This is a genomic window from Serratia oryzae, from assembly GCF_001976145.1.
Lineage (GTDB): Bacteria > Pseudomonadota > Gammaproteobacteria > Enterobacterales > Enterobacteriaceae > Chania > Chania oryzae.
This window is the reverse complement of the sequence record NZ_MOXD01000002.1, coordinates 1-23,389: the sequence shown is the minus strand read 5'-3', so window position 1 is coordinate 23,389 and position 23,389 is coordinate 1. Positions and strand designations below refer to the sequence as shown.

Sequence of the window (23,389 nt, the reverse complement as noted above, 5' to 3'; positions counted from 1 at the left end):
TATCGGGCCGCCCTGTTACTCATTACCCCTTGGTGACCTCAAACATCATGATGTCGCTGGTGAACGAACCGTCGTCCTGGATGGCAAAATGTTGGCGCACATCTTCTGCCGCCCCTTGCTGCAGGGCGCGAATGGCGATGACAAAATGCTCAGGGGTACGCATCCGCGCCACCCAACTGCTGAATTCCAACTCCAGGCGATCCGCCGTCACCTCTCGCACCAGCAACCCAGCTTCAGTGAACATCCCCAACCATTCGCCAGGAGCATAGTTACGCACATGTGACGTATCACGCAGCACCTCAACCGTTTGCAGATAAATATCCAACAAAGGATGGCCCGGTGAAACGACGTCCATAAAAATGGCACAGCCACCGGGTTTCAATACCCGTTTCACCTCGCGCAGTGCCTGGCCCACATCGTGCCAGTGATGCGCCGAGTAACGGCTGATCACCACATCAAAGCTGGCGTCATCAAACGGCAACCGCTCCGCTACGCCTTGTTGCACCTGTACATTACCCAACCCTTTCTCTGCGGCAGCTTTGCCAACCACGTCCAGCATCTGCGCGGACAGATCGTAAGCCACTACCTGCGCCACCCGTGCTGCAGCAGTAAAGCTGGCATGCCCTGCCCCACACCCCACATCAAGCAACCGTGCTTCGCTACAGCCCTCCAGCAATTGCGCCAAACGTTGCAGATCTTTGCCCTGTGCATGTACCGCACTGGTTAAATAGGCGTGAGCCTGTTCGCCGAACTGACGTTCGACCGCGTTTTTGTGGCTGTCGCTAATGCTCATATCTACTCCCGTTATGGTATGTGCCGGATGGATTTCAGCGACTATAATTAACTTGCTATACGGGTACAATATGAGCACTTATCCTAGTATCAACAGGTACCACCCTATGGAATCAGACGCTTTATCCGGCCCCAAAGCCCTCGGCGCCTTTCTGCGCGCACACCGGGAGCGGGTAACGCCAGAAATGCTGGGCCTGCCCACGGCTCCGCGCCGCCGCACCAGCGGTTTACGCCGTGAGGAACTGGCGCAAATCAGCGGCATCAGCGCAACCTGGTATACCTGGATCGAACAGGGACGGGAGGTTTCTATTTCGCCCTACACGCTGGCGCGGATTGCCACAGCGCTGCGCCTCGGCCATGCCGAGCGTCATTACCTGTTTACGCTGGCGCGCATCGCCGATCCGGAGTTGGAACAATTACAGGAAACGGTTAGTGCTGCCGTGCTGCACAGCGTGCATCAAATAAGAGTTCCCTGTTACCTGCTCGATCTGACCTGGAATATGATGGCCTGGAATCAGCAGGCAGAAACGCTGTTCAACGGCTGGCTGAATCAGGCCAACACCCCGAACCTGTTACATTTTATGTTCTTCCACCCGCAGGCCAGGACACTGGTCAGCAATTGGGAAGATCGCGCGCGGCGAGTGGTGGCCGAGTTCCGCGCCGAAACCAGCCATCATCAGGGAACCGAAGAAATACGCGCCTTTGTACGCAATATGACGCACAACAGCGAAGCCTTTCATCATTGGTGGAAACAGCAGGACGTGATGGCACGCGAAGGCGGGGAACGCACCTTTAACCACCCGCAGCAGGGGGAACTGCATTATCAACAGGTCACGTTCTACCCTGCCGAGCACCACGGGCTGAAGCTGGTCATGTTAATGCCTTTACCGTAACTGGTAACAAATTCATATGCTCTTCATATTTCAAGTTGCATGTGCGTTGGCTTTGTTACTCTGCACATCCGTGGGCCTCGCCCCTTCAGGGCCGCTGCAAGCAGTGACAAATCGGTCAAAGACCGATTTGTCACTGCGTCGCCGCCTTCCTGCAACTCGAATTATTTTGGGTTTATCTCCCACGGGCAGCATGGCGGTGGCGCCGCTGTTTAGGGGGTTTCACTATCGCTGATTTTTGCCAGCGCCATGCGGTAAGCTTTCACCTTCTTGCGTTTCTTCAACCAGGTTGCGGCCGAAACAACAAAAATGGCCCCGGACATGGTCAATACCCCGGCGGGGTGGCCATAAAACACCATCAAAATAAAGTAAACGGCTGAAACAATCGCCACCCATTTCGCCGCATTCCCTACGGCATTTTTTTCGTAGGTTAAACGGCGGATCGACTCTTCTTCGCTGATTCCCATATGCCCTCCTTGTGGTCGAATGCTCCATTATATGTAACAGGAGTGCTGAGATTTCAATCGATTACACGGTAAAAAAGCGTAAATATCAACGCCCCCCAGCACATTGCCGCACAACTCAGCGCAAGTGCCCGTTTACCGTATTTGAAAAGACGGTATCAGCCGGTGACCTCAATGGCATTGCCATCAGGATCGCGAATAATCGCCTCATAGAAGCCGTCGCCGGTCCAGCGCGGTGCAGCCTGCAGAATACCGTCCTGCTTTGCCCGCAGTGCCAGTTCGTCAACCCGCGCCTCGCTGCCCAACGACAGGGCGATGTGCGCCCAGCCGATTCTCTCTTCCCCTTGCTTGCCCGGCAGCAAACCAGGAACCTTCATGATTTCCAGCGCTGGCCCGTCAGCCAGGCGAACAAAACGCGAAACAAACCCGGGGCGGTTGTGACTCACGTACTCCTCGCCCGCAACACCGTTAAAATAGCGCTGCCAGAAGGCAACCTGCGCCTCTATATCCTGCGTCCATATGGCGACATGAGCTATTTTCAATCGTCATTCTCCGTGAGGTTAAGGGATGGAAAGCAGGTTACCGCCGCTGAGCGTTACCTGCTGTTCAAGTTCTGGATGTGCGCCGCGCACCGTCACTAGGTTGTCGACCCGGCTGGCGGGCAGGAAACCATAGGGAGCATAAGTATTGAGTTTGTCGCGAGTGCACAGCACGCTCACGTTGCCGCTGCGCGCCAGCACCTGCCGTTTAAACTGTGCTTCCTGGTAATGCAGCGCAGAGAAACCACTCGCCGCCTCATAAGCACAGACGCCAATAAAGGTGATATCGAAATGAAATGTGCCGATCTCCGTCACCGCTTTGGCGTCAACGCAACCCCCGACATTCGCATCAATTTCACCCCCGATCAGAATCGTGCGCAGCCCCGGTCTTTCCAACAACCGGCTAGCGATGCTCAGCGCATTGGTGACCACGGTGAGTTGCTGGTTGCGCGGCAACAGATCGGCCAGATAGAGATGAGTACTGCTGGCATCGAGAAAAATCACCTGCCCATGGCTAATCAGCGCCTGGGCGGCCTGCGCTAGCAGTTGCTTTTCATCACCGCTCAACGCTAGGCGATCGACGATCTGCCCGCTGGCCGGCGTGGGCACCAGCGCTCCACCATAAATCCGCTTGCACAGGTTCTGCGCGGCCAACTGGCGTAAATCGCGGCGAATAGTGGCTTCGGTGGTGTTCAGTTGTATAGCCATCTCGGCTGCCAACACCCGCCCCTGCCGTTGTAGAGCATTGAGAATGGCTTGATGGCGTTCGTTTGGCAGCAATTTGGCCATGATGACTACCCAGTGGCGATCGAATGATCATGAATGTACACAAACGTAAAAAATCGTACAATCGTTTTGTCAAAAACTCCCGCAACTCATTTAGGCTGGCAGGATGTTGGCTATACTGGGGAAAGTGGCGTCACCCATTGGGCACTAAGGGAGAACGATGTTATTGAGAATCGCCAGTTGGCTGTTTCAACTTCCTGGCAGGCTGTTCGCACCGATCTTCAAAAATCGCCTGACGATCTTGATCTTCTTTATGTTGGTTGCGGTTGGCATTTTTGCCGCCAAATACCTTCGGTATACACAACAGCATGAAGACAGCGCACCGCTCGCCGCACAGCATTACCTTATCCAGCGCGAAATCCCGTTGCGCGAAGCCCGTGAGCATTGCGGCGGGCCACTGATCGATAATCAAGGGCAACCCTGGCCTGCCGTCGCCGGTTATCTGCAGCAGCCAGCAGGGCAAGCAGGGGGAGCTCTGCGGGAATTCACTCTGGATAACCGGCATAACGCGTTTGCCGTGCGGGTCAAATTAGAGAACACTCTCGCACCAAAGCAATCAACAGAAGTGTTTATCCCCGCCGCAGGCAGTTTCAAGGTGAAAATGGATGCGGCCGGTGAATACGTTATGAAAGTCAAAGATCTCAAGAGCGGCTGCAGTTTCCGCGCGGCCACTCTTTCCGTAAAGGAACATCAGGGCGGGCAATTACCCTTAAGGCTAACGGGAGAAGGCGCAGAATCCTTTCACCCGATCGGCGACAGCGAGTACTGACCCTTTGCGCCTCAGAACTGCCAGCGCAGCCAGGCGAAAAACACGTTACCGTTGTTGTAAGTGCCGGGAATATAGGTTGCCTGGAAAGTGAGCTGCTGGTAACCGATTGATGCCATCGGTAACGGGGCCGGGATCGGAATATACTTCCAGTTATCGCGAGCGGTCACGCTGGCGGTAAAACCAAGGCCAAGGCGGAAATCTTCGCCATCAATAGGGCGCCAGATATTTTCATAGGCATAGCCGCCGATCGGCTCCCATTTGTTGAACGAATCCTTGAACACCATAAAGTAGATGGTGTGCCAATCCCCATCTGCATCAAAGCGGGAAATACCGTACCCGGCCCCCCACGGACGTTCGTTATAGCTATCGATCTTTTCCTGATCGTACGTCCAACGGTTGTGCCAGGTAATGGCGGGCAGATAAAACTCTTTATTCGGTGAATCATTCCAGGTTTCGGCAACGTTACTTTTGAAACGCCCCCACCAGTTCTGCTCTTTCGTCGCTGTATTGCTACTTTCTGCACCAACCTCAGCGTAAGAAGGCAGTGCAGGAAGTACCAACGCCAACGAACATGCCAAAAGAGTCCTTTCAAAAAACATTATAAAGCTCCTATAAAAAACAAGCCGGGGATTCTTACCGATCACCATGCTCAGATCAAGCCGTATCTTATTTGCACAACGCTTTTCATCCGCTTATTGAGATTCCGTTCATTTTAAGCGTACCCAGGCTACGTCTTATAAAGAAAGCGCAGCTAATCTAGCTCGTTTACCATCGGCTTGTCTGTCGGGAAACTCCTTATATTAATTCTGTATATCAGTATGTTATAAAAATGTTTTGATGTTTCATCCAAGATAGGGAGTAGGAGTGCCACTCACTGATAAAAAACCCTAAAGAGTAGCGTACAGTCAATATTCTCTGCCGCACCTGGCGTGGCAAAATATTGACAGTGTTCCACGGGTAAAATGTGAACTGTACCACAGCTTCTGGCCGCAGCAGTTTGTTCTCTCCCCATCGCACCTCTGGTTATCAGCGCTCTCCAATAACGGGCAGAGATGTAAAGCGGCTTTGCCACCCAGCGCCATCGCTGAATCAAAGACGCTCTATTCCCAGGCTTCTTAGTAGATTAGCCTGCGTCAGCAGCCTTGAACACTTAAAAGGAGTTAACTTATTTTTATCTGTGATTACTCGCGCTGTCTTGCATGGAGTAAAACACCGAGTGAGGATAGTTTTTAACAAGAAAAGTACCGCACTTAACGTCTAATTCCGCAGAATTAAGGCATTCCTAGAGTTTACGCCTGAAAATGCCTGCCCGGGAGAAATACTCGCGGCCTTTCTCCCCCCCACCCTTGCGGCCTTTCAGAGCGTAAATCTTCACATACGATACGCCGCTGGCCACCAAGCCAGACGAACTTGAACAAGTTTCCACTTTCACTGACTGTTAGAGCTAACTCGCAAATCTCGTCTGTCTCGAGTGACTCGCATGTTTAACGCTTAACGGAACAACATCGCCAGCAGGTCTTTGCTGTGTTCGGTTAAATGGCAACAAATCAATATAAATGTGGAGCAGCAATGAAAATAACGATAGGCGCATTTCTCCTGCAACAACTTCGTAACTTGAATGTGAACCATATTTATGGCGTTCCCGGTGATTACAACCTGGCCTTGCTGGAATTGATTGAGCATGACGCCAGCGTGGAATTTATCGGTAACTGTAATGAACTGAATGCGGCCTATGCCGCCGACGGTTATGCCCGTCTCAACGGGGCTGGGGCGTTAATTACCACCTACGGCGTCGGCGATCTGGCAGCACTTGCCGGTATTGCCGGAGCCTATGCAGAATCCGCTCCGGTTATCTGCCTGGCAGGCACCCCGCCGCTGTATGCCATGAAAAATCACGCTCTGCTGCACCACTCGCTGGCAGACGGTAATTTTGACAATGTAATGAACTGCTTCAAGCAATTTACCGTGGCCCAGGCGCTGATCACGCCGGAGAATGCGGCAACCGAGATTCCCCGCGTGCTCTCTACCGCCTGGCAGCAGAAAAAGCCGGTTTACCTACAGTTACCTTCTGACATTTGTGACGTCGTGATTGAGACCGCCCACCAGTTTGCTGCACCGCGCCTGCCGGGCAGCGATGCCAACCATCTCGGCTTGGCGGCTGCGGCGCTGTTCAAGCGCCTTGAACAGGCAAAGCGGCCGCTGATCCTGGTCGATCAGATGGTCGATCGTTTCCAGCTACTGCCGCTGGTGTTGGCGGTAGCGCAAAAATTCGCTATCCCCTTGACCAATATGCCTACGGCAAAATGCGTGATCCCCGAGAGCACGCCGGGCTGGCAAGGTGGCTACAGCGGCAACCTATCATCACCCGAACTGTTCGGGAGAATGGCACAGGCCGATTGCGTGCTCAGCTTTGGCGTGCGCCTGGTCGATTCCACGACCGGTTATTTCAGCCAGCAAATCCCACCGCAGGCGGTGGTGGATATTCAGCCCTACTCGCTGCAGTTGGATAACACCTCATATCCCGCGGTAACGGCAGCGGATTTGCTACACGCGCTGCTGGAGTTGGCCGGGGAAACGAACGCCCCGGCACAGGCAACGCTGCCAAAGCCGCAGCACCGGTTGGCGATACCCAGCGATGCCCCACTCGGTCAGGCCTATTTCTGGCAACGCATCAGCCACTTTATTCAGGCGGACGATGTGCTGGTAGTAGAAAACGGCACCTCCGGCGCGGCAATCGGGGGAATACGCATGCCAGACGGCGTAACGCTGGTGAATCAGCCGGTTTGGGGCTCTATCGGTTATACTTTACCCGCGCTGCTCGGCACATTAATGGCGGCCCCTGCCCGCCGACATCTGCTGTTTATCGGCGATGGTTCATTTCAGCTTACCGCGCAGGAAGTCTCTACTCTGCTGCGCTGTGAACTGAAACCGATCATCTTCCTGATTAACAATGAGGGTTACACCATCGAACGCTATATCCTTGGTGAGTCATCGTCTTACAACGACATCGGGCCATGGGATTACGCCAAGCTGCCCGCGGTGCTGAATCGCCACGCCACGCCGTTCTGCGCGGCAGTAGCAACCGGCCAGCAGTTGGAAATGGCGCTGGAGCAAGCTTCAAGGCAGGATCGGTTGGCCTTTATTGAGGTAAAATTACCAATGATGGACGCACCTTCGGCAATGAAAGAATTTTGCCAGCGTTGTAACAACTTCAATTTTGGCCTGCACAACCCACGGCGTAATGCCTGATTCCCATCGGGTTGACTGGCAGATACCTGGTCAACCCTGCAACAAAGATGTATTTTATATGCACCATATTATCCAGGATGACCACGATGAACCACCAGGTTACACACCGGGCTTTAGCGGAAGACTACTACAGCCAAAAATACTCCCTGACCCCCACCCACTCTGAAGTGATTGCAGCGGTAAAACAGATCGCCCCCGGCAAAGCGTTGGATCTGGGCTGCGGCAGCGGGCGCAACGCGCTCTATCTCCAGTTGAAAGGTTTTGCGGTCACCGCATGGGATAAGAATCCGCTATCTGTGGCCCGTTTGAATCACATCATCGACAGCGAAGGGCTGAGCCATATCACCGCCAGCGAGCAGGATCTCAATACCCACCGTTTCAGCGGGCAATACGATTTTATTCTCTCAACCGTGGTGTTCATGTTCCTGAACCCGCAGCAGATCCCAGCCATCATAAATAATATGCAAGACAGCACGGTGAAAGGCGGTTATAACCTGATCGTCGCCGCTATGGACACGCCAGACTACCCATGCTCAATGCCGTTTCCTTTCACCTTTAAAACCGACGAACTGCGAAATTATTACCAAAACTGGGACATCATTAAATACAACGAAAACCCTGGCGAGCTGCACAAAACGGATGCGGCAGGCAACCGCATCAAGCTGCGCTTTGCCACCTTGCTGGCACGCAAGTAACCCTCATTAATACAGCAGCCCACTGGTAAACCAGTGGGCTGTTATTTTGCCTCTTTCTTCGGGTACAGCGTCCATTTTATTCTTTAGGACAGGGTACGACGAAAAAAAACCGCAATATGGCTTATCTTAGATTGTTTAAAAATTTGAGTTTATTACGCCGCTGGTGTTGCTGTGATACAAGAAGCTGAATCAGCAGTAGCGCGAGTGACTGTCTCGCCATATTTGCCGTTACAGGTAGTTACTTGCTGGCAAATGCTAACATCATTTACCGTTGTCTTTTCATAAGTGACCTGGCAACCATTTGCACCACCGACAACGCTTGATACATCTGATACGTTTAACTTTTTCATAAAAATATCCTTATAGTAAAATAATAAAACCTGTCTTAAGTTTATTATCATTAATAACGAAGAGAATAGGTAAGTTCGCTGTGAGTTATTAATAACCAAAGATTATTGCCATAACTTAAGACGCTCGGATTATAGGGACAAAGAAAATCCATAGTCAACGTTAGTGCATTTCCCAACACATCTTCAGGAACTTTCTTTAAAAACAGGAGAAATTATCTCAAGAAAAATTTTAACATAACACATTAATATTCTTCAAAAAAAATTAGTTAATAATTGCATTACAGATTAAACCCAGTTAATTACAAGAAATAACTCAACACATGGCTTACTTATTTTCTTGATTTTCATATGCCAGATGCTTAGTTTTAACCTTGCTGATAAACAACGCCCGCGCGGCTTTCAACGAATGGTGAGTCATGAAAACTGAGAAAAAGCATGCAATCCCGGTATTGAAAACCCACAGGCTGATATTACAACCCTTAGAACTATCTGATTCTGCAGACATCCAGCGGCTGTTCCCACACTGGGAAATTGTGAAATACATCACCCATCAGGTTCCCTGGCCCTACCCGGAAGGTGCAGCACGGCAATTTATCCAAGAAGTTGCTCTACCAAATATGGCTAAAGGATCTGGCTGGTACTGGTCCATTCGGCTCAAGGCGGATGCGCGCCACTTAATTGGCGTTATCAATCTTTGCGACACCCCCAATGCTAACCGCGGGTTCTGGCTGACACCTGAGTGGCAACATCATGGGTTGATGAGCGAGGCCAGCGCGGCGGTGACAGATTTCTGGTTTAACCAGCTTGGTAAACCGGTGCTGCGGGTACCCAAAGCGAAGGGTAATCTTGCTTCAAGACGCATATCAGAACGCAGCGGTATGCGTGTGATCGCCACCCAATGGGCTGATTTCGTCGGTGGCCGCATGGAAAGTGAGATCTGGGAAATCACCAAAGATGAGTGGAACCGTAACAAATAAAACGCGCGTAATTTGTACTGATTGCATGATCCAGATCACTGTATAAATATACATTGCCAGTAACAATCTGGGCCAGGAAACAAGTCAACTAGAACCAGACAGGAGTGTGCAATGAAAACGAATATCGTTGGTTGGTTTGAAATTTATGTTGCTGATATGCCTCGGGCTAAAAAATTCTATGAGTCTGTTTTCAATACTCAATTAGAAAAAATGGAAAATGAGGAGATGGAATACTGGCTATTCCCTTATCAGCATGGGGGTGAAGGTGCAGGTGGTGCGCTGGTTAAAATGGACTGCGTCCCGCCAGGGCCCGGCGGCAGCATGGTGTACTTCATTTGCGAAGACTGTGCGGTGGAAGAAGCGCGCATTGCCTCTAACGGCGGTGAGATCCTGAGGCCGAAGTTTGCCATCGGCGAGAATGGCCACATTACCATTGCAAAAGACACCGAAGGCAATGTGATCGGCCTGCACTCCATGAAATAACGCCTGTATGTTGCAAGCTGTAGCCTGTTGGTTGCAGCTTGCAGCGCGAGCCGTATCACTAAAATATTCAGCGTTTCGTCCAGGCGGCAAGGAATGCATTAAAAATACTGCTCGAGCTTGTAAATAACCCATTTATTTGATTTATACCCGTCATACTTCAAGTTGCTTGGGTGTTGGCTGCGTGACTCGGCCCATGCTGGGCCTCGCCCCTTCGGGGCTGCGGCCAGGTGCTCCCCCATCATACTTCGCCCTTCAGCCTTTCTGCTGCGCCACATTTCGTTGTAGAACTTTGGCGCTGGCGATTGTACCGGGGTTTAAGTTTTAAAAGGAATTAGGATTTTAAGCAGGTATTCCGCAGTTCCTGCTTTCTGGCGGCTACCTTCACCATCAGTTGTGCTTACATTCCAATGATGAGTTGGGGGGCCACCTCGCCAATGATCCTGATTGATAACGGTGGGCTGTCTTCGGCGCAATCTGCCTGGACACAGGTACCGATCTTTGTGGCAGTGATCTTGGGCAGGCCCCCCTATTCAGCTTGCCGGGCTAAGTGTGGCACTATTCGGCAATCTTTTTATCCCCCACGTCTGGGCATGGTCCGTTGGCGGAATCCGCCTTTGGCATCGGCATGACCTTCCCGATTCTGTTCCGACGCACGCTGTTTGCCAGCCCCCAAGGGAACCGTCTCGGCCAGCTTTAATATTATCGTGCTGAGTACCATTACTTTGAGCATTGAGCTGGGCCGATGGATTTATCAGCATGGCAATAAAGCATTGTTCCACCGTATGGGGCTAGCTGCAGGCCTATTGAGCCTGATATTCCTGGTGCGTTTTTTGCAACTGCTGAAAATAGCCATTACCGAGAACTGATGCCTCAACGGGAGTCGAGGCAAAAAATAAAACGCGGCTTCCGAACGTAGCAAATATAGGCTGTTGGAAGCCGCGATGAGCAACGCCGTTATTCGTCGAAGAACCAGTAGCCCTGATTAACCAACCCGGCTAGCTCAACAACGAACGCCGGATTACGCAGCGCCTCACCCAGCTCTTTCTTACCAATCAGGGTATAACGGCACAGGGCATCCGCCGCTTTAGGCTCTACCGTTTCCAACCGTTCGCTGTTGATAAAGAAGCTATCGCCCACGCGCAGCACCCGTAACCCGCTCAAGCGCGTCAGGATTGCACCGTCCATCAGCGCACCGACAATCTCATCCGGTTCGTAAGGCGGCTGTGCGGGGGCGATATCCAGCTCGTGGCGCGGCGTGGTCACAAAACGGCCGAACCACTGTTTAAAATCCTCTGGCTGATTAATCATGTCGAACATCATCTGGCGCAGGCGATCGAGCTCGTAATCTTCAACCTTGCCCGGATGTTCACGGCAGGTGAGATCGGGATCGCTGTAGTGCTCACCGCCGAGATCGTTTTCCAACGCATAGTCAGCGAAGCTGCTGATCAAATCCCGGCCATTGGGCCCGCGGAAGCCGACGGAGTAATTAAGCGCGGTTTGGTGGGTGAAACCATCGTGCGGGAAACCCGGCGGAATATACAGAATATCCCCCGGAGCGAGATCTTCATCGATGATCGGCGTGAAGGGTTCTACGTGTAGCAGCGCCGGATGCGGGCAAAACTGTTTAAGAGGCAATTTATCGCCAACGCGCCAGCGGCGGCTGCCCATTCCCTGAATGATAAAGACATCGTACTGATCGATATGCGGCCCTACGCCACCACCCGGCACGGAAAAGGAGATCATCAGGTCATCTAAACGCCAGTCCGGCAGCACGCGGAACGGGCGCACCAGTTCGGCAGAAGGGGCATGCCAGTGGTTAACCGCCTGCGCCAGCAGCGACCAACCGGTTTCACCCAGGTTATCAAAATGCTCAAACGGCCCGTTGCTGGCCTGCCACAGGCCATTTTCCTGGCTGACTAATCGGCTATCCACCTCCGCTTCCATCGCCAACCCCGCCAGTTCGTCCGGCGTGATAGGATCGACGAAACCAGGGAAGGCATTCCTCAGTACAACCGGTTGTTTTTGCCAGTATTTTTCTAAAAACTCGGGCCAGTTAAGGTTCAGTTGATAAGCCATACTTTCACACCTGTGAGAAGACAAACAGGTCTGATTATAAAGAGGCAGATGCCTTCACCGCCTTGTCATGGGTCAAGACTGTGCATTGTACGGAGCGAAACAGTGAGTAACCGCTGGGAATTGGCCATACTCCAGCAGGTACCCACGTTCAGATCGCCGTGCAGGAGCGGAATATTGCTGCCCTGCAAGCAGCGCAGCGAACACCGCTGTTAGGCGTGCTATTTCAGGAAGTGGGACGGCAGCTTTTTTGCCATCGGGCGCGCGATGAAATTGCTTTTGGGTTACGCCATCAGGGGATCCGCGGCATGCCACCCGCCATCACGGCGGGTGACGCACTTAGTATTTATCCTGCGCACGGGTCAACAGAGGTTCACGCCGCCGTTCGCTGTAGTATTTCAGCAGCAACGCTAAGCAAACCAACCAGGCAGGGATCAGCAACAGGTTGAAAATGGTGGTGGCGGGGAACTGGTAGCGCAACAGTTCAGCACCGGCCAGCACGCCGGAAATGGCGCCAAAGCGCCCTACGCCGTACATGCTGCCCACCCCGGTCGCGCGGCAACTGGTGGGATAGTAGGACGCCGCCAGCGAAGCCAACGCAGACTGCCCGCCACCGGAGGCAACCCCCATAAAGAACACCAGCGAGCCCAAGATCAGAGTCTGGCTGACGTTACCCACCGCCAGACCTACGCCATAGGCCAGCAACCCGGCCAGCAGATAGGTGAAAGCCAGCACCTTATTCGGCTCACGGCGATCCATCACCCAGCCGATCAATATGGATCCCACACCGCCGCCTAACGGAAACAGCGCGCTGATATGAGAGAATTGCTGCACCGCCAGCCCCGCCTCTTTCAGCAGCAGCGGCATCCAACTGACGATCATATAAAACACCAGCATACTCATAAAACAGCTTAACCAGAGCAGAGCGGTAATAGTGCGATGCGGCGCGGTTAAAATGGCACGAATGGCGGAATGGCCGTCAGCAATTTTTTCCGCAATCACAAAGTGTTCAATCTGCTCCATCCCTTCGCTTTTCACCCGCCGGAGAATGGCGCGGATGCTGGCGTTAGGGTAGCCCTTCAACACCATATAGCGCACCGATTCCGGCAGCACCCAGGGTAACAGGCCGCACAGCAGGATCGGCACCACGCCCCCCACCACCAGCACCGAACGCCAGCCAAGCGCCGGGATCAGGTAGCCTGCCAATAAGCCACCGGCGGCAGCGCCCAGCGGAAAGCCACACAGCATGGCGCTGACGATCATGGTGCGGCGCTTACTGGGGCAGTATTCCGACAGCAGCGTGATGGCATTAGGCATCGCCGCTCCCAGCCCCAATCCGGTGACTAAGCGCAGCACGGTCAGTGAACCGACCGACGAAGACCAGGCCGTCGCCAGGCTGAACGCGCCAAACAGCAGCACGGAAAAGATCACCGCCGGTTTGCGGCCAATCCGATCCGCCAGCGGCCCAGACAGCAGTGAACCAAAGGCCAGCCCGAACAGCGCGGCGCTCATCGCCGGGCCAAGGTCTGCCTTCTGTAACCCCCACTCGTCCAGCAGAGAGGGGGCCACATAGGCAATGGCGGCCATGTCGTAGCCGTCCATGAAAATCACTAAAAAACACAGTAACAGCAGTAACCATTGGAACGGAGAGAACCTGGTGCGATCGATAAAAGCCTCAATATCCAGCGATGTAGGGTTAGCCATGAGGTAAAGCTCCTGTCAGCGATGCCCGTCATACGTCAAGCGTCAGGTGTTCCTGCTGCTCGCCTTATGTGGGCCGGGGGCCAGACACAGCGGGCCGCCAACCGGCTTGGCAGCGGCCGGTGGTCGATTATAGTTTTATACAGATGTTGCTGATTTCAGAATAAAAATCGAGTGAATGGCGGCCACCTTCACGCCCCATCCCCGACAGCTTGCTGCCGCCAAACGGGGTGCGCAGATCGCGGGCATACCAACTGTTAACCCAGACAATCCCGGTGTGAACACGCCGCGCCAGACGATGTGCGCGCCCCACCTGGCTGGTCCACAGCGCGCAGGCCAGGCCGTATTGGCTGTCGTTAACCCGCGCCAGCACCTCTTCTTCATCATCGAAAGGCGCGATATGGCACACCGGCCCGAAGATCTCTTCCCGTACGCAGCGCGCATCGTCACCCAACCCGGTCCAGATGGTCGGACGTACCCAAGAACCATTATCACGGGCATCGCCGAATAGCGGCACGTCACCGCCGGTGATCAGGTTAGCGCCTTCGGTTCGCGCCAGCGCAAAGTAGGAAAGCACTTTATCCCGGTGTTTTTGTGACACCAGCGGGCCAAGCTCCACCCCAGCTTCATTGGGATAACCGATCTTCAAAGCTTCGGCTCGCTCCTTCAGCGCTGCCACAAAGCGATCGAAGATCGGCCGTTCGACATACACCCGCTCAGAGCACAGGCACACCTGCCCGGTATTAAAGAACGAGGAGCGCGCCACGCCTGCCACGGCGGCGTCAAAATCGGCATCGGCAAACACCACCGCCGCGTTTTTCCCGCCCAGTTCGAAGGAAACCTCTTTGACACCGTCCGCCACCGCTTTCATGATCGCGCTACCGGTACGGGATTCACCGGTAAAGGAGACGGCGGCGATCTCCGGCTGACGGGTGAGAAACTCCCCCGCCGAACCGGGGCCAAAACCGTGGATCAGGTTAAATACCCCGGCGGGCAGGCCAACCGCGTGCATCACTTCTGCCAACAAGGTGGCCGAAGACGGGGTTTCTTCCGAGGGTTTGCACACTACGGTGTTCCCCATCGCCAGCGCTGGCCCGAGTTTCCAGGTCAGTAACAGCAGCGGCAGGTTCCAAGGGGAGATCACGGCAACAACGCCAAGGGGCTTACGCACCGTATAGTTGAACAGCAGGCCGCCGTCTGCCTGCGGGGTTTCGCAGCATTCGCTGACCGACGTGGCCGCCAAATCGGCAAAGGTGCGGAAGTTAGCAATAGCGCGTGGCACATCCAGCGTGCGTGCCAGGTTTTCTGGCCGCCCGGTGTCCGCCACTTCGGCCGCGACAAACTCTTCAAAACGGGCTTCGATGCCATCGGCCACCCGGTGCATCAGCGCAGCACGCGCGGGCACGCTCAGTTGCCCCCAAGGCCCAGATAGCGCGGCCTGTGCGGCCTTTACCGCTGCGGCGACCTGCGCCTCACTGGCTTCGGCAACGCGTGAAACCAGATGCCCGTCAACCGGGCTGATATTGTCGAACTGCCGGAACCCATCGACAAACTGCCCGTCGATATACAAGGGTAAATCCGGTGCGGATTGATAAGTTGCCACGGCACTGTTCCTCCTGAGTCACAAATCAGCACGAAGGAACCTTTCATTCGCGTCTGAATGCAACGCCGTTGCAGGAACCTTCGGCTGGGTATCGTTACTCAGTGTAAGGAGCCGTTGAAATAAGTTGAAAATGAATAAAGTGGGCTTTGCTATTCTGTTTAGTTATAGCCAGGCAGCACCGGATCTTCCTGCACCGCCAGCTTAAGGCATTCGATCAGTTGCCGGCTCGCCGGGGTCAACGGTTTATCCTGGCGGATCGAAAAGCCCACTTCTGCCGGTGGGCCCACGTCCCCCAGCGGCAGTTGGCTCAACAGCCCCGCGGCAATAAAACGCCGCGCCGCTGCCGTGGGCATCAGCCCAAGAAACGAGGAATCCACCAGCAGGTTGACGTTGGTCAGCAGCGACAGGGATTCGACGATATTTTCCGGGGCGGGTAACCCGGACTCTTTGAAGAAATGATCGGCCACCCGCCGGGCGGGCGAATCCAGCGGCGGCAGGATCCACGGCCATTCGGCAAGGTGGTGCGGGTTGAGATCGCTTTGATTGACCAGCGGATGGTGGCCACCGGCAACCACGCATAGGCTGTTGCGATACAGCGCTCGGTGGCTCAAGGCCATTCTGGCGGTCAGCGGCGCATCAGGCTCCGGCAAGCGCCCAACCACCACGTCCAACTCACCGCTGGCCAGCGCAGGGAACAGATAATCCTGCGGCCCTTCCCGCACCGTTACCAGGATTTTCGGCGCGCGCGCTTTCAACAGCAGGATGGCGCGCGGCAGCAAACGGGCACTGGCGGAGATCTGGGTTCCGACCACCACATGGCCCACCACGCCGCCTTTAAAGGTATTCAGCTCATCGGTCAGGTAACGCAGCTCGGCAATCACCGATTTCACCCGTTCCCCCAACAGCACCCCACAGTCGGTGGGCGTCACGCCGCGGTTGTTACGATCAAACAGCACCGTATCCAACTGCTGTTCCAGCTCGCGGATCGCTTTGGTCACCGCGGGCTGCGTCAGATTCAGTTCCCGCGCCGCGCGCGCAATGGATTGATTACGCAATACCCGGTCAAAAATCAGCAGCGGGCGCAGCTTGAGGCGGTTGAGGATCATGTCGCTGACGGTAAAAGGGGCGCGTTCAGTCATTGCTGTTTACTCCTGAAAGTCGTCTGACCCAAACAGTGCACTCGGCGACTATGGCATAACTTTAGGGAATAGCAAAAGCCCCTTTATTCATTTTCGCTTATTGCCAGGCTGGTTAGACTGCCACTATGCCCAACACCCGGCTATTGCAAATCAGCAAGGAATATCGCCCACGGCCACCTGGAGTGAGCCGTGGTACACAAACAGGAGAGCCATGTGTCAAACTCACTGAAGCCTGAATATTATGAAGCCGCCAACATGCTCAGGCAGGCGGCCAGCAGCGGCCAGCCCTGTGCGCCGGTGCGCAACCTGATTGGTTGCAACGATATCGATGCTGCCTATGCGGTGCAGCGCTTGAATAACGACCACCAGATCAAGCAAGGCCGCCGCCTGGTTGGCAGCAAAATCGGCCTCACCTCACCTGCGGTGCAAAAGCAACTGGGTGTCGACCAACCGGATTTTGGCCGGCTGTTCGCCGATATGGCGCTGTGTGACGGAGAGGAAATTGCCGCTGGCCGCCTGATCCAGCCCAAGGTGGAAGCCGAGATCGTGCTGGTGCTTGAGCAGGATCTGCCCCACGAAAAACACACCCTCGCCGATCTGATCCGCGCCACCGCCTATCTGCTGCCCGCCATCGAAGTTGTCGACAGCCGCATTGCCGATTGGGATATCTCATTGGCCGATACCATTGCCGATAACGCCTCCTGTGGCCTGTTCGTGCTGGGTAACCGCCCGGTGCGGTTGAAAGACGTGGACCTACTCGGTTGCGGCATGGTGCTGGAGCGCGCAGGTGAGCCGGTTTCTGTAGGTGCCGGTGCCGCCTGCCTAGGCAACCCGCTGCGCGCTGCGCTGTGGCTGGCGGATACGCTGGCACAGCGCGGTGATGCACTGCGGGCTGGCGATATTATTCTCACCGGTGCGCTGGGGCCGATGGTGGCTGCCAGCGCAGGAGAGGTGTTTACCGCACGCATTGAAGGTGTTGGCCAGGTCAGCGCTCGCTTTGCACAGGCCGCAGGAGGCGCACAATGAACCACTGCGCACAGATTTCTGCCGCCATTATCGGCTCAGGCAACATCGGCACCGATCTGATGATCAAGATCCTGCGCCACGGCCAGCGCTTGAAAATGGCAGCTATGGTCGGCATCGATCCCGCCTCAGACGGCCTGGCACGCGCCAATCGGCTCGGGGTGGCGACAACCCATGAAGGCATTGACGGGCTGCTGGCCCTGCCGGATTTCGGTGCCATTAAAGTGGTGTTTGACGCCACCTCCGCTGGTGCCCACGCGCATCATAACCAACTGCTGCAACAGCACGGCGTGCGGGTGATCGATCTCACCCCGGCAGCCATTGGCCCCTACGTGGTGCCGGTGGTGAACCTGCAAAGCCAGGGCGATGCATCAAACCTGAATATGGTCACCTGCGGTGGGCAAGCCACGATTCCGATGGTGGCCGCCGTCGCCAGCGTCACCGACGTTTACTACGCCGAGATCGTGGCGTCGATCGCCAGCCGTTCCGCCGGCCCCGGCACCCGCGCCAATATCGATGAATTCACCGAAACTACCTCACAGGCGCTGCAAACCGTGGGGGGAGCCCGGCGCGGCAAGGCCATCATTATCCTCAACCCGGCCGAACCGCCACTGATGATGCGCGATACCGTTTTCTGCCTGACGCCGCCCTGCGATCCGCACGCTATCAGCGCGGCGGTTACCGCTATGGCGGCCAGGGTACAAGAGTATGTGCCCGGCTATCGGCTGAAGCAGGAAGTACAGTTTGAAACTATCTCACCGGCCGATGCTCGCTACTACCCAGATCTGGGGCCAGAAGGTGGCCTGAAAGCCTCGATCTTCCTCGAAGTGGAGGGGGCTGCCCACTACCTGCCCGCCTATGCAGGCAATCTCGACATCATGACGTCAGCCGCCTTGGCCTGCGGTGAACACATCGCCGCGCGTCTGCTGCAGCATCAGGGAGCATAAAGATGAAACAACTGTATATCTCCGACGTGACCCTGCGTGACGGTTCCCACGTCATGCGCCACCGCTATTCGTTGCCACAGGTGCGGCAGATCGCCAGCGCGCTGGATCGCGCCGGGGTGGCTTCGATCGAGGTAGCACACGGCGACGGTTTATCCGGTTCCAGCCTCAACTACGGCTTTGGTGCGCACAGCGACGTTGAGTGGATTGCCGCTGCGGCAGAATCAGTCAGCAACGCCAAGATCGCCACGCTGCTGCTGCCGGGTATCGGCACGGTACATGATTTGCGTAATGCCTATGACGCCGGTGCCCGCGTGGTGCGCGTCGCCACTCACAGCACCGAGGCCGATATTTCACGCCAGCACATTGCCTATGCCCGCGAACTGGGCATGGATACCGTGGGTTTTCTGATGATGTCCCATATGGCAGAGCCGCAGAAACTGGCGCAGCAGGCCAAGCTGATGGAGTCCTACGGTGCCACCTGCATTTATGTAGTCGACTCCGGCGGTGCCATGCTGATGCAGGATATCCGCGATCGCTTCCGCGCCCTGCGCGAAGTGCTCAACGAGAACACTGAACTGGGCATGCACGCTCACCACAATCTGGCGCTCGGCGTTGCCAACTCCATCGTTGCGGTGGAAGAAGGCTGCCACCGCGTGGATGCCAGCCTTTCAGGCATGGGGGCCGGGGCCGGCAATGCGCCGCTCGAGGTGTTTATCGCCACCGCCGAACGCCTGGGCTGGAACCACGGTTGCGATCTGTTGCAACTGATGGACGCGGCCGACGATCTGGTGCGGCCATTGCAGGATCGCCCGGTACGCGTCGATCGCGAAAGCCTGTCGCTGGGTTACGCCGGGGTTTATTCCAGCTTCCTGCGCCACGCCGAGAGCGCCGCGGAACGCTATCAGCTCAAAGCCGCCGATATTTTACTCGAGGTTGGTCGCCGCCGCATGGTGGGCGGCCAGGAAGATATGATCGTCGATGTCGCCCTGGATTTGCTGGCACAACGCAACGGGCAACCGGAGAAAACCGCATGAGCAACGTTATGGATTTAACCACCTTGGCCACCCAGTTGGACCAGGCCACGCTGCGCCAGGAAGCCGCAGCCCAGTTAACCGGGCAGGTAACGCTCGATCTTGCCACCGCCTACCGCGTGCAGGCCGAAGGGATCCGCCTGCGCGAACAGCGCGGTGAGCGGCGAGTCGGCCTGAAGCTGGGTTTTACCAGCCGCGCAAAAATGCAGCAGATGGGTGTTGAACACCTGATCTGGGGCGAACTGACCGACGCCATGCAGATTGAAGAAGGGGGAGAGCTGGATCTGCGCGAGCTGATCCACCCGCGCGTTGAGCCTGAGATCTACTTTATCACCCGCAAAGAGATCAACAGTCCGCTCTCCTTGGCGGAAGCAGGGTCGGTACTGGAAGGAGTGGGCCCGGCGCTGGAGATCATCGATTCCCGCTATCGGGACTTCCGCTTCACCCTGGAAGACGTGGTGGCCGACAACTGTTCATCCGCCAAATTTGTCGTTGGCGCATTGCAGAGCCCGCAACGCGCCATTGATAACCTCGGCGTGGTGATGAACTTTAACGGCCGCGCGCTGCAGGTTGGCAGCACGGCGGCGATCCTCGGGCATCCGCTGCGTGCGCTGGTGCAGATCGCCAGCCTGTTGCATCAGCAAGAGCGCACGCTGCCTGCGGGATCGGTGATTCTGGCGGGTGCAGCGACCGCCGCCGAAGCACTTTATCCCAGGCTGCACGTCAGCGTCGATATCTCCGGTTTTGGCCGGACAGCATTTCATACCAGAGGTGAACTATGAGCAACCAGGCGGTAGTGGTTAAAGGCAAAGCGACCCCGCGCGGGCGCTTTCCACACGTGAAGCGGGCCGGTGACTTTCTGTTTGTCTCCGGCACCAGTTCAAGATTGCCGGACAACAGTATTGCCGGCGCGGAAGTAGACGCCATGGGTGCCACCCGTTTGGACATCGACGTGCAGACCCGCGCGGTACTCGATAATATCCGCGATATTCTGCACAGTGTCGGTGCCGATCTGAATGATGTGGTCGAGATCAGCGCATTTCTGGTCAATATGAATGATTTTGCCGGTTATAACGCGGTGTATGCCGAGTATTTTGACTACGATGGCCCGACTCGCACCACCGTCGCGGTACATCAGTTGCCGCACCCGCACTTGCTCATTGAAATCAAAGCGATCGCCTATAAACCACAATAATAAGCCGTTCGTATCCTCTGCCCTACACATCGGAGAATCACAATGTCTAACTTCAAATATGGATTTCCGCTCAACTTCAAGAACTGGCTAGACACGAATTCCCATCTGCTCAAGCCGCCGGTGAATAACCAGCAGATCTGGCAGGACAGCGATTTTATGGTCACCGTCGTCGGTGGGCCAAATCAGCGCACCGATTTTCATGACGATCCGGTGGAAGAGTTCTTCTACCAGTTTAAAGGGAATGCCTATCTGAACATCTGGGATAACGGCCACTATGATCGTATCGACCTGCGCGAAGGCGACGTTTTCCTGATGGCTCCTCATGTGATCCACTCCCCGCAGCGGCCAGAAGAGGGCAGCCTGTGTCTGGTGATTGAGCGGGTACGCCCGGAAGGGGAAGCCGACGCATTGCAGTGGTCATGCGCCGCCTGTGGCACGCTGATCAAACGCTATGAGATGAACCTGAAAAGCATCGTGACGGATCTTCCCCCGGTTTATGAACAATTTTATGCAACCAGCGATGAAGAGCGCCGCTGTACCAAGTGCGGTGAAATCCACTCAGGCCGCGACTGGCAGACCTGGCATCGCATACTCAAGGCGACAACAAACTGATGAAAATAGATATTCACTCGCACTTCTTCCCGAAAATCAGCCAGCAAGAGGCCGCCAGACTGGACGTTGAACGGGCTCCCTGGCTGGCAACCCACGGGCGCGAAGGCCAGATCATGTTGAACAATCAACCATTCCGCCCGGTTTATGACGCACTGTGGGATGCCGAACGCCGACTGGAACATCTGGATGAGCAGCAGATCGATATTCAGATCATGTGTGCCACGCCGGTGATGTTTGCCTACGACGTCGCCATTGAACGCGCCCTGCCCTGGGCGCAACTGATGAACGACAAGGCGCTGGAAATGGCCTCTGCCAACCCGCAGCGTTTGAAGGTGCTGGCGCAGGTGCCGTTGCAGGATAGCGATGCCGCCTGCCGCGAAGCCAGCCGGGCAAAGGCGTGCGGCCATATTGGCGTGCAGATCGGCAACCACGTGGGGGCGAAAGATCTGGATCATGAGTCGCTGATTACCTTTCTGACCCACTGCGCTAGGGAGGAGATCCCGGTGTTGGTACACCCTTGGGATATGATGGGCGGCGCAGATCGCATGAAGAAGTGGATGCTGCCATGGCTGGTGGCGATGCCGGCAGAGACGCAGTTGGCGATCCTGTCGCTGATCCTCTCCGGTGCCTTCGAGCGCCTGCCGCGCAACCTGAAGCTGTGTTTTGCCCACGGGGGCGGCAGCTTTGCCTACCTGATGGGCCGAGTGGACAACGCTTGGGAACAGCGCGATATCGTGCGTGAAGATTGCCCGCAGAAGCCTTCGAGCTACTTAGATCGTTTCTACGTCGACTCTGCGGTGTTTGACCCGCGGGCGTTGCAACTGCTGGTGGAGACTATGGGGGCCGATCGGGTGATGTTGGGCTCGGATGCACCATTCCCGCTAGGTGAGCAGCAGGTGGGGCATCTGGTCAGCCATTCAGCCCTGCCTGAAGAGAGCAAACGCCAGATTCTGGCGGCAAACGCACGTTCGTTTTTTTCTCTAGCGTAGGTAGCGCGGGAACGGTATTGCGCCGTTCCCGCGCTAAATAATCAGCTTCCTCGGTAGGTGGAATAGCCATATTGGCTCAACAACAGAGGAATATGCAGTTTCTGATTAGTGGTGCTGACGTTAAAAATAACCGAGACTTCCGGGAAAAACGTTTCTTGCTTGATGGCAGAAAAGTAATCCCCGGTTTTAAACGTGACCTTATAGACCCCGGCATCCATATCCTTGCCTGCCGGATACAGTGCGCCAATACGGCCATCGTCATTGGTCACCGCCTGTGCCAGGCGCGTCCAACCGTTGCCCTGTTGCTTTTCCAACTCGACCACCACACCTTTGGATGGCAGGCCGGTCTGCTGGTTGAGTACGTGCACACTGAGCGGATTAGGCGTGCCCGCCGCCATGGCCGAAAAACTGCACGCCGCTAACAGGATCGGAATGAATACTTTCATAAATACCTCCATTGCAAATGTAGGCAATGAAAGTAACACCGAAAACGCCTGAAAAATTTGTATAACAGAAAATTTAAGTTTATTAATGTTTTCCGTCAGTGACAATTCAAGCCGAGTGAAGAGAGGGGGAAAACTGCAAGAGAATGGCTATATCTGCCTCGGCCTTTGCTTTTCTACAGTATTCTGTTCAACGGTGGCTGATATTGCCAGATAAAGGGTTAATTGACAGAGATAACGCGTTAATAATCAACCTTAATCTGCACTGTTATCCGTTCACCTTCGTATGGCTCAGCAGACGCTCTGAGTGACGTTAATCATGCCCTGGCAGGTCTTCGTATTACCTTTTTCTTCTTAACGCATCTCTATCGATTCAATGTGTTTTAACAACCGACGGTATTGGCTCAGTAAATCGTTACTGCTCTGTAGATGGTAATGCACGCTTCGGCGTGAACAACGTCATCCCATCATTGAGGAGTAAGATAAATGAAAGTGATTACCAGCCATGGTCGCTTGTGTCAGCACTATATGGACCGCATACAGGAAACGATCGATAAAGCCTTGCTGTGCCACCATCGAACATTGGCGGTGCGTGTTGATTTACGACTGCCGGATGTTGATATCGATACTGATATGGAC

24 protein-coding genes and 1 pseudogene are annotated in these 23,389 nt (G+C 55.2%); 14 read left to right on the top strand and 11 right to left on the bottom strand.

Going from position 1 to position 23,389, the window contains the following annotated elements; genetic code table 11:
* Positions 1-22: 22 nt before the first annotated feature.
* Positions 23-793, bottom strand: coding sequence for a class I SAM-dependent methyltransferase (locus BMI79_RS03325; protein ID WP_076940431.1), 771 nt, complete (start codon positions 791-793; stop codon positions 23-25).
* A gap of 106 nt (positions 794-899) precedes the next feature.
* Here BMI79_RS03325 and BMI79_RS03320 point away from each other — a divergent pair, with 106 nt between their 5' ends.
* Positions 900-1,685 carry a helix-turn-helix transcriptional regulator gene (locus BMI79_RS03320; RefSeq protein WP_076940429.1) on the top strand — a complete coding sequence of 262 codons (786 nt, stop codon included), beginning with the start codon at positions 900-902 and terminating at the stop codon, positions 1,683-1,685.
* A gap of 209 nt (positions 1,686-1,894) precedes the next feature.
* Here BMI79_RS03320 and BMI79_RS03315 read toward each other — a convergent pair whose 3' ends face one another.
* The 3 genes from BMI79_RS03315 to BMI79_RS03305 all read right to left on the bottom strand — a co-directional run bounded on the left by BMI79_RS03315 (position 1,895) and on the right by BMI79_RS03305 (position 3,474).
* Positions 1,895-2,149 carry a hypothetical protein gene (locus tag BMI79_RS03315; RefSeq protein WP_076940427.1) on the bottom strand — a complete coding sequence of 85 codons (255 nt, stop codon included), beginning with the start codon at positions 2,147-2,149 and terminating at the stop codon, positions 1,895-1,897.
* Positions 2,150-2,304: 155 nt separating this feature from the next.
* Entirely contained in the window at positions 2,305-2,688 is a 384-nt protein-coding gene (locus tag BMI79_RS03310; protein ID WP_076940425.1) for a VOC family protein, read from the bottom strand.
* An 18-nt stretch (positions 2,689-2,706) separates the two neighbouring features.
* On the bottom strand, positions 2,707-3,474 hold the full coding sequence (locus BMI79_RS03305; protein ID WP_076940423.1) for a DeoR/GlpR family DNA-binding transcription regulator: 768 nt from the start codon (positions 3,472-3,474) through the stop codon (positions 2,707-2,709).
* Positions 3,475-3,631: 157 nt separating this feature from the next.
* On the opposite strand from BMI79_RS03305, the gene BMI79_RS03300 reads away from it, so the two are divergent.
* A complete protein-coding gene (locus BMI79_RS03300; RefSeq protein WP_076940421.1) occupies positions 3,632-4,240 on the top strand; it encodes a hypothetical protein in 609 nt (202 codons plus the stop codon).
* An 11-nt stretch (positions 4,241-4,251) separates the two neighbouring features.
* On the opposite strand, the gene pagP is transcribed toward BMI79_RS03300, so the two are convergent.
* Positions 4,252-4,839: a lipid IV(A) palmitoyltransferase PagP gene (gene pagP / locus BMI79_RS03295; protein WP_076940419.1), complete on the bottom strand. Its 588-nt coding sequence runs from the start codon at positions 4,837-4,839 to the stop codon at positions 4,252-4,254.
* A 970-nt stretch (positions 4,840-5,809) separates the two neighbouring features.
* Between pagP and BMI79_RS03290 the strand changes: the two genes are divergently transcribed.
* Positions 5,810-7,489, top strand: coding sequence for an alpha-keto acid decarboxylase family protein (locus BMI79_RS03290; protein ID WP_076940417.1), 1,680 nt, complete (start codon positions 5,810-5,812; stop codon positions 7,487-7,489).
* Between the two features lie 86 nt (positions 7,490-7,575).
* The gene (tehB, locus tag BMI79_RS03285) at positions 7,576-8,184 is read left to right on the top strand and encodes a tellurite resistance methyltransferase TehB (protein WP_076940416.1); all 609 of its coding nucleotides are present in this window, start codon (positions 7,576-7,578) and stop codon (positions 8,182-8,184) included.
* A gap of 152 nt (positions 8,185-8,336) precedes the next feature.
* On the opposite strand, the gene BMI79_RS23270 is transcribed toward tehB, so the two are convergent.
* Positions 8,337-8,534: a DUF4762 family protein gene (locus tag BMI79_RS23270; RefSeq protein ID WP_076940414.1), complete on the bottom strand. Its 198-nt coding sequence runs from the start codon at positions 8,532-8,534 to the stop codon at positions 8,337-8,339.
* 416 nt (positions 8,535-8,950) lie between these two features.
* Here BMI79_RS23270 and BMI79_RS03275 point away from each other — a divergent pair, with 416 nt between their 5' ends.
* The 3 genes and pseudogenes from BMI79_RS03275 to BMI79_RS24535 form a co-directional block, all read left to right on the top strand.
* The gene (locus tag BMI79_RS03275; protein WP_076940412.1) at positions 8,951-9,511 is read left to right on the top strand and encodes a GNAT family N-acetyltransferase; all 561 of its coding nucleotides are present in this window, start codon (positions 8,951-8,953) and stop codon (positions 9,509-9,511) included.
* Positions 9,512-9,622: 111 nt separating this feature from the next.
* A complete protein-coding gene (locus tag BMI79_RS03270) occupies positions 9,623-9,994 on the top strand; it encodes a VOC family protein (protein WP_076940411.1) in 372 nt (123 codons plus the stop codon).
* A gap of 335 nt (positions 9,995-10,329) precedes the next feature.
* Positions 10,330-10,743: pseudogene (locus BMI79_RS24535) on the top strand (MFS transporter); the annotation flags it as partial.
* Positions 10,744-10,948: 205 nt separating this feature from the next.
* On the opposite strand, the gene BMI79_RS03265 reads toward BMI79_RS24535, so the two are convergent.
* From BMI79_RS03265 to BMI79_RS03250, 4 genes are all read right to left on the bottom strand, one after another.
* A complete protein-coding gene (locus BMI79_RS03265) occupies positions 10,949-12,070 on the bottom strand; it encodes a ribosomal protein uL16 3-hydroxylase (protein WP_076940410.1) in 1,122 nt (373 codons plus the stop codon).
* 336 nt (positions 12,071-12,406) lie between these two features.
* On the bottom strand, positions 12,407-13,771 hold the full coding sequence (locus BMI79_RS03260; RefSeq protein ID WP_076940409.1) for an MFS transporter: 1,365 nt from the start codon (positions 13,769-13,771) through the stop codon (positions 12,407-12,409).
* Positions 13,772-13,898: 127 nt separating this feature from the next.
* A complete protein-coding gene (locus BMI79_RS03255; protein WP_083704355.1) occupies positions 13,899-15,371 on the bottom strand; it encodes a 2-hydroxymuconic semialdehyde dehydrogenase in 1,473 nt (490 codons plus the stop codon).
* Positions 15,372-15,529: 158 nt separating this feature from the next.
* Positions 15,530-16,510, bottom strand: coding sequence for a LysR substrate-binding domain-containing protein (locus BMI79_RS03250; protein WP_076940408.1), 981 nt, complete (start codon positions 16,508-16,510; stop codon positions 15,530-15,532).
* Between the two features lie 255 nt (positions 16,511-16,765).
* Between BMI79_RS03250 and mhpD the strand changes: the two genes are divergently transcribed.
* Genes mhpD through BMI79_RS03215 form a run of 7 tightly spaced genes read left to right on the top strand, consistent with a single transcriptional unit; the run spans position 16,766 to position 22,307 of the window.
* Complete coding sequence (gene mhpD / locus BMI79_RS03245; protein WP_076941217.1) at positions 16,766-17,536, top strand: 2-keto-4-pentenoate hydratase; 771 nt, start codon at positions 16,766-16,768, stop codon at positions 17,534-17,536.
* The gene (locus BMI79_RS03240; protein WP_076940407.1) at positions 17,533-18,480 is read left to right on the top strand and encodes an acetaldehyde dehydrogenase (acetylating); all 948 of its coding nucleotides are present in this window, start codon (positions 17,533-17,535) and stop codon (positions 18,478-18,480) included. The genes mhpD and BMI79_RS03240 overlap by 4 nt, the downstream gene beginning before the upstream one ends.
* Positions 18,477-19,514: a 4-hydroxy-2-oxovalerate aldolase gene (dmpG, locus tag BMI79_RS03235; protein ID WP_208611175.1), complete on the top strand. Its 1,038-nt coding sequence runs from the start codon at positions 18,477-18,479 to the stop codon at positions 19,512-19,514. The genes BMI79_RS03240 and dmpG overlap by 4 nt, the downstream gene beginning before the upstream one ends.
* Complete coding sequence (locus BMI79_RS03230) at positions 19,511-20,293, top strand: 2-keto-4-pentenoate hydratase (protein WP_076940405.1); 783 nt, start codon at positions 19,511-19,513, stop codon at positions 20,291-20,293. Before dmpG ends, BMI79_RS03230 begins: the two co-directional genes overlap by 4 nt.
* Positions 20,290-20,706 (top strand): RidA family protein, encoded by a 417-nt coding sequence (locus tag BMI79_RS03225; protein WP_076940404.1) that lies wholly within the window; start codon positions 20,290-20,292, stop codon positions 20,704-20,706. Before BMI79_RS03230 ends, BMI79_RS03225 begins: the two co-directional genes overlap by 4 nt.
* 42 nt (positions 20,707-20,748) lie before the next feature.
* Complete coding sequence (locus BMI79_RS03220) at positions 20,749-21,318, top strand: 3-hydroxyanthranilate 3,4-dioxygenase (protein WP_076940403.1); 570 nt, start codon at positions 20,749-20,751, stop codon at positions 21,316-21,318.
* Entirely contained in the window at positions 21,318-22,307 is a 990-nt protein-coding gene (locus BMI79_RS03215; RefSeq protein WP_076940402.1) for an amidohydrolase family protein, read from the top strand. The genes BMI79_RS03220 and BMI79_RS03215 overlap by 1 nt, the downstream gene beginning before the upstream one ends.
* 41 nt (positions 22,308-22,348) lie before the next feature.
* Here the strand turns inward: BMI79_RS03215 and uraH are convergent, their stop codons facing one another.
* Positions 22,349-22,753, bottom strand: a complete 405-nt coding sequence (gene uraH, locus BMI79_RS03210; RefSeq protein ID WP_076940401.1) for a hydroxyisourate hydrolase — start codon at positions 22,751-22,753, stop codon at positions 22,349-22,351.
* Positions 22,754-23,389 lie beyond the last annotated feature (636 nt).

What these genes read in the sequence shown, in the direction of transcription:
- BMI79_RS03265 (WP_076940410.1), bottom strand. Translation starts at nt 12,070, where the DNA reads ATGGCTTATCAACTGAACCTTAACTGGCCCGAGTTTTTAGAAAAATAC.
- BMI79_RS03220 (WP_076940403.1), top strand. Translation starts at nt 20,749, where the DNA reads ATGTCTAACTTCAAATATGGATTTCCGCTCAACTTCAAGAACTGGCTA.
- uraH (WP_076940401.1), bottom strand. Translation starts at nt 22,753, where the DNA reads ATGAAAGTATTCATTCCGATCCTGTTAGCGGCGTGCAGTTTTTCGGCC.
- BMI79_RS03225 (WP_076940404.1), top strand. Translation starts at nt 20,290, where the DNA reads ATGAGCAACCAGGCGGTAGTGGTTAAAGGCAAAGCGACCCCGCGCGGG.
- BMI79_RS03230 (WP_076940405.1), top strand. Translation starts at nt 19,511, where the DNA reads ATGAGCAACGTTATGGATTTAACCACCTTGGCCACCCAGTTGGACCAG.
- BMI79_RS03275 (WP_076940412.1), top strand. Translation starts at nt 8,951, where the DNA reads ATGAAAACTGAGAAAAAGCATGCAATCCCGGTATTGAAAACCCACAGG.
- BMI79_RS03300 (WP_076940421.1), top strand. Translation starts at nt 3,632, where the DNA reads ATGTTATTGAGAATCGCCAGTTGGCTGTTTCAACTTCCTGGCAGGCTG.
- BMI79_RS03290 (WP_076940417.1), top strand. Translation starts at nt 5,810, where the DNA reads ATGAAAATAACGATAGGCGCATTTCTCCTGCAACAACTTCGTAACTTG.
- BMI79_RS03315 (WP_076940427.1), bottom strand. Translation starts at nt 2,149, where the DNA reads ATGGGAATCAGCGAAGAAGAGTCGATCCGCCGTTTAACCTACGAAAAA.
- BMI79_RS03250 (WP_076940408.1), bottom strand. Translation starts at nt 16,510, where the DNA reads ATGACTGAACGCGCCCCTTTTACCGTCAGCGACATGATCCTCAACCGC.
- BMI79_RS03240 (WP_076940407.1), top strand. Translation starts at nt 17,533, where the DNA reads ATGAACCACTGCGCACAGATTTCTGCCGCCATTATCGGCTCAGGCAAC.
- mhpD (WP_076941217.1), top strand. Translation starts at nt 16,766, where the DNA reads ATGCTCAGGCAGGCGGCCAGCAGCGGCCAGCCCTGTGCGCCGGTGCGC.
- tehB (WP_076940416.1), top strand. Translation starts at nt 7,576, where the DNA reads ATGAACCACCAGGTTACACACCGGGCTTTAGCGGAAGACTACTACAGC.
- BMI79_RS03320 (WP_076940429.1), top strand. Translation starts at nt 900, where the DNA reads ATGGAATCAGACGCTTTATCCGGCCCCAAAGCCCTCGGCGCCTTTCTG.
- BMI79_RS03305 (WP_076940423.1), bottom strand. Translation starts at nt 3,474, where the DNA reads ATGGCCAAATTGCTGCCAAACGAACGCCATCAAGCCATTCTCAATGCT.
- BMI79_RS03325 (WP_076940431.1), bottom strand. Translation starts at nt 793, where the DNA reads ATGAGCATTAGCGACAGCCACAAAAACGCGGTCGAACGTCAGTTCGGC.
- BMI79_RS03260 (WP_076940409.1), bottom strand. Translation starts at nt 13,771, where the DNA reads ATGGCTAACCCTACATCGCTGGATATTGAGGCTTTTATCGATCGCACC.
- BMI79_RS03215 (WP_076940402.1), top strand. Translation starts at nt 21,318, where the DNA reads ATGAAAATAGATATTCACTCGCACTTCTTCCCGAAAATCAGCCAGCAA.
- BMI79_RS23270 (WP_076940414.1), bottom strand. Translation starts at nt 8,534, where the DNA reads ATGAAAAAGTTAAACGTATCAGATGTATCAAGCGTTGTCGGTGGTGCA.
- pagP (WP_076940419.1), bottom strand. Translation starts at nt 4,839, where the DNA reads ATGTTTTTTGAAAGGACTCTTTTGGCATGTTCGTTGGCGTTGGTACTT.
- BMI79_RS03270 (WP_076940411.1), top strand. Translation starts at nt 9,623, where the DNA reads ATGAAAACGAATATCGTTGGTTGGTTTGAAATTTATGTTGCTGATATG.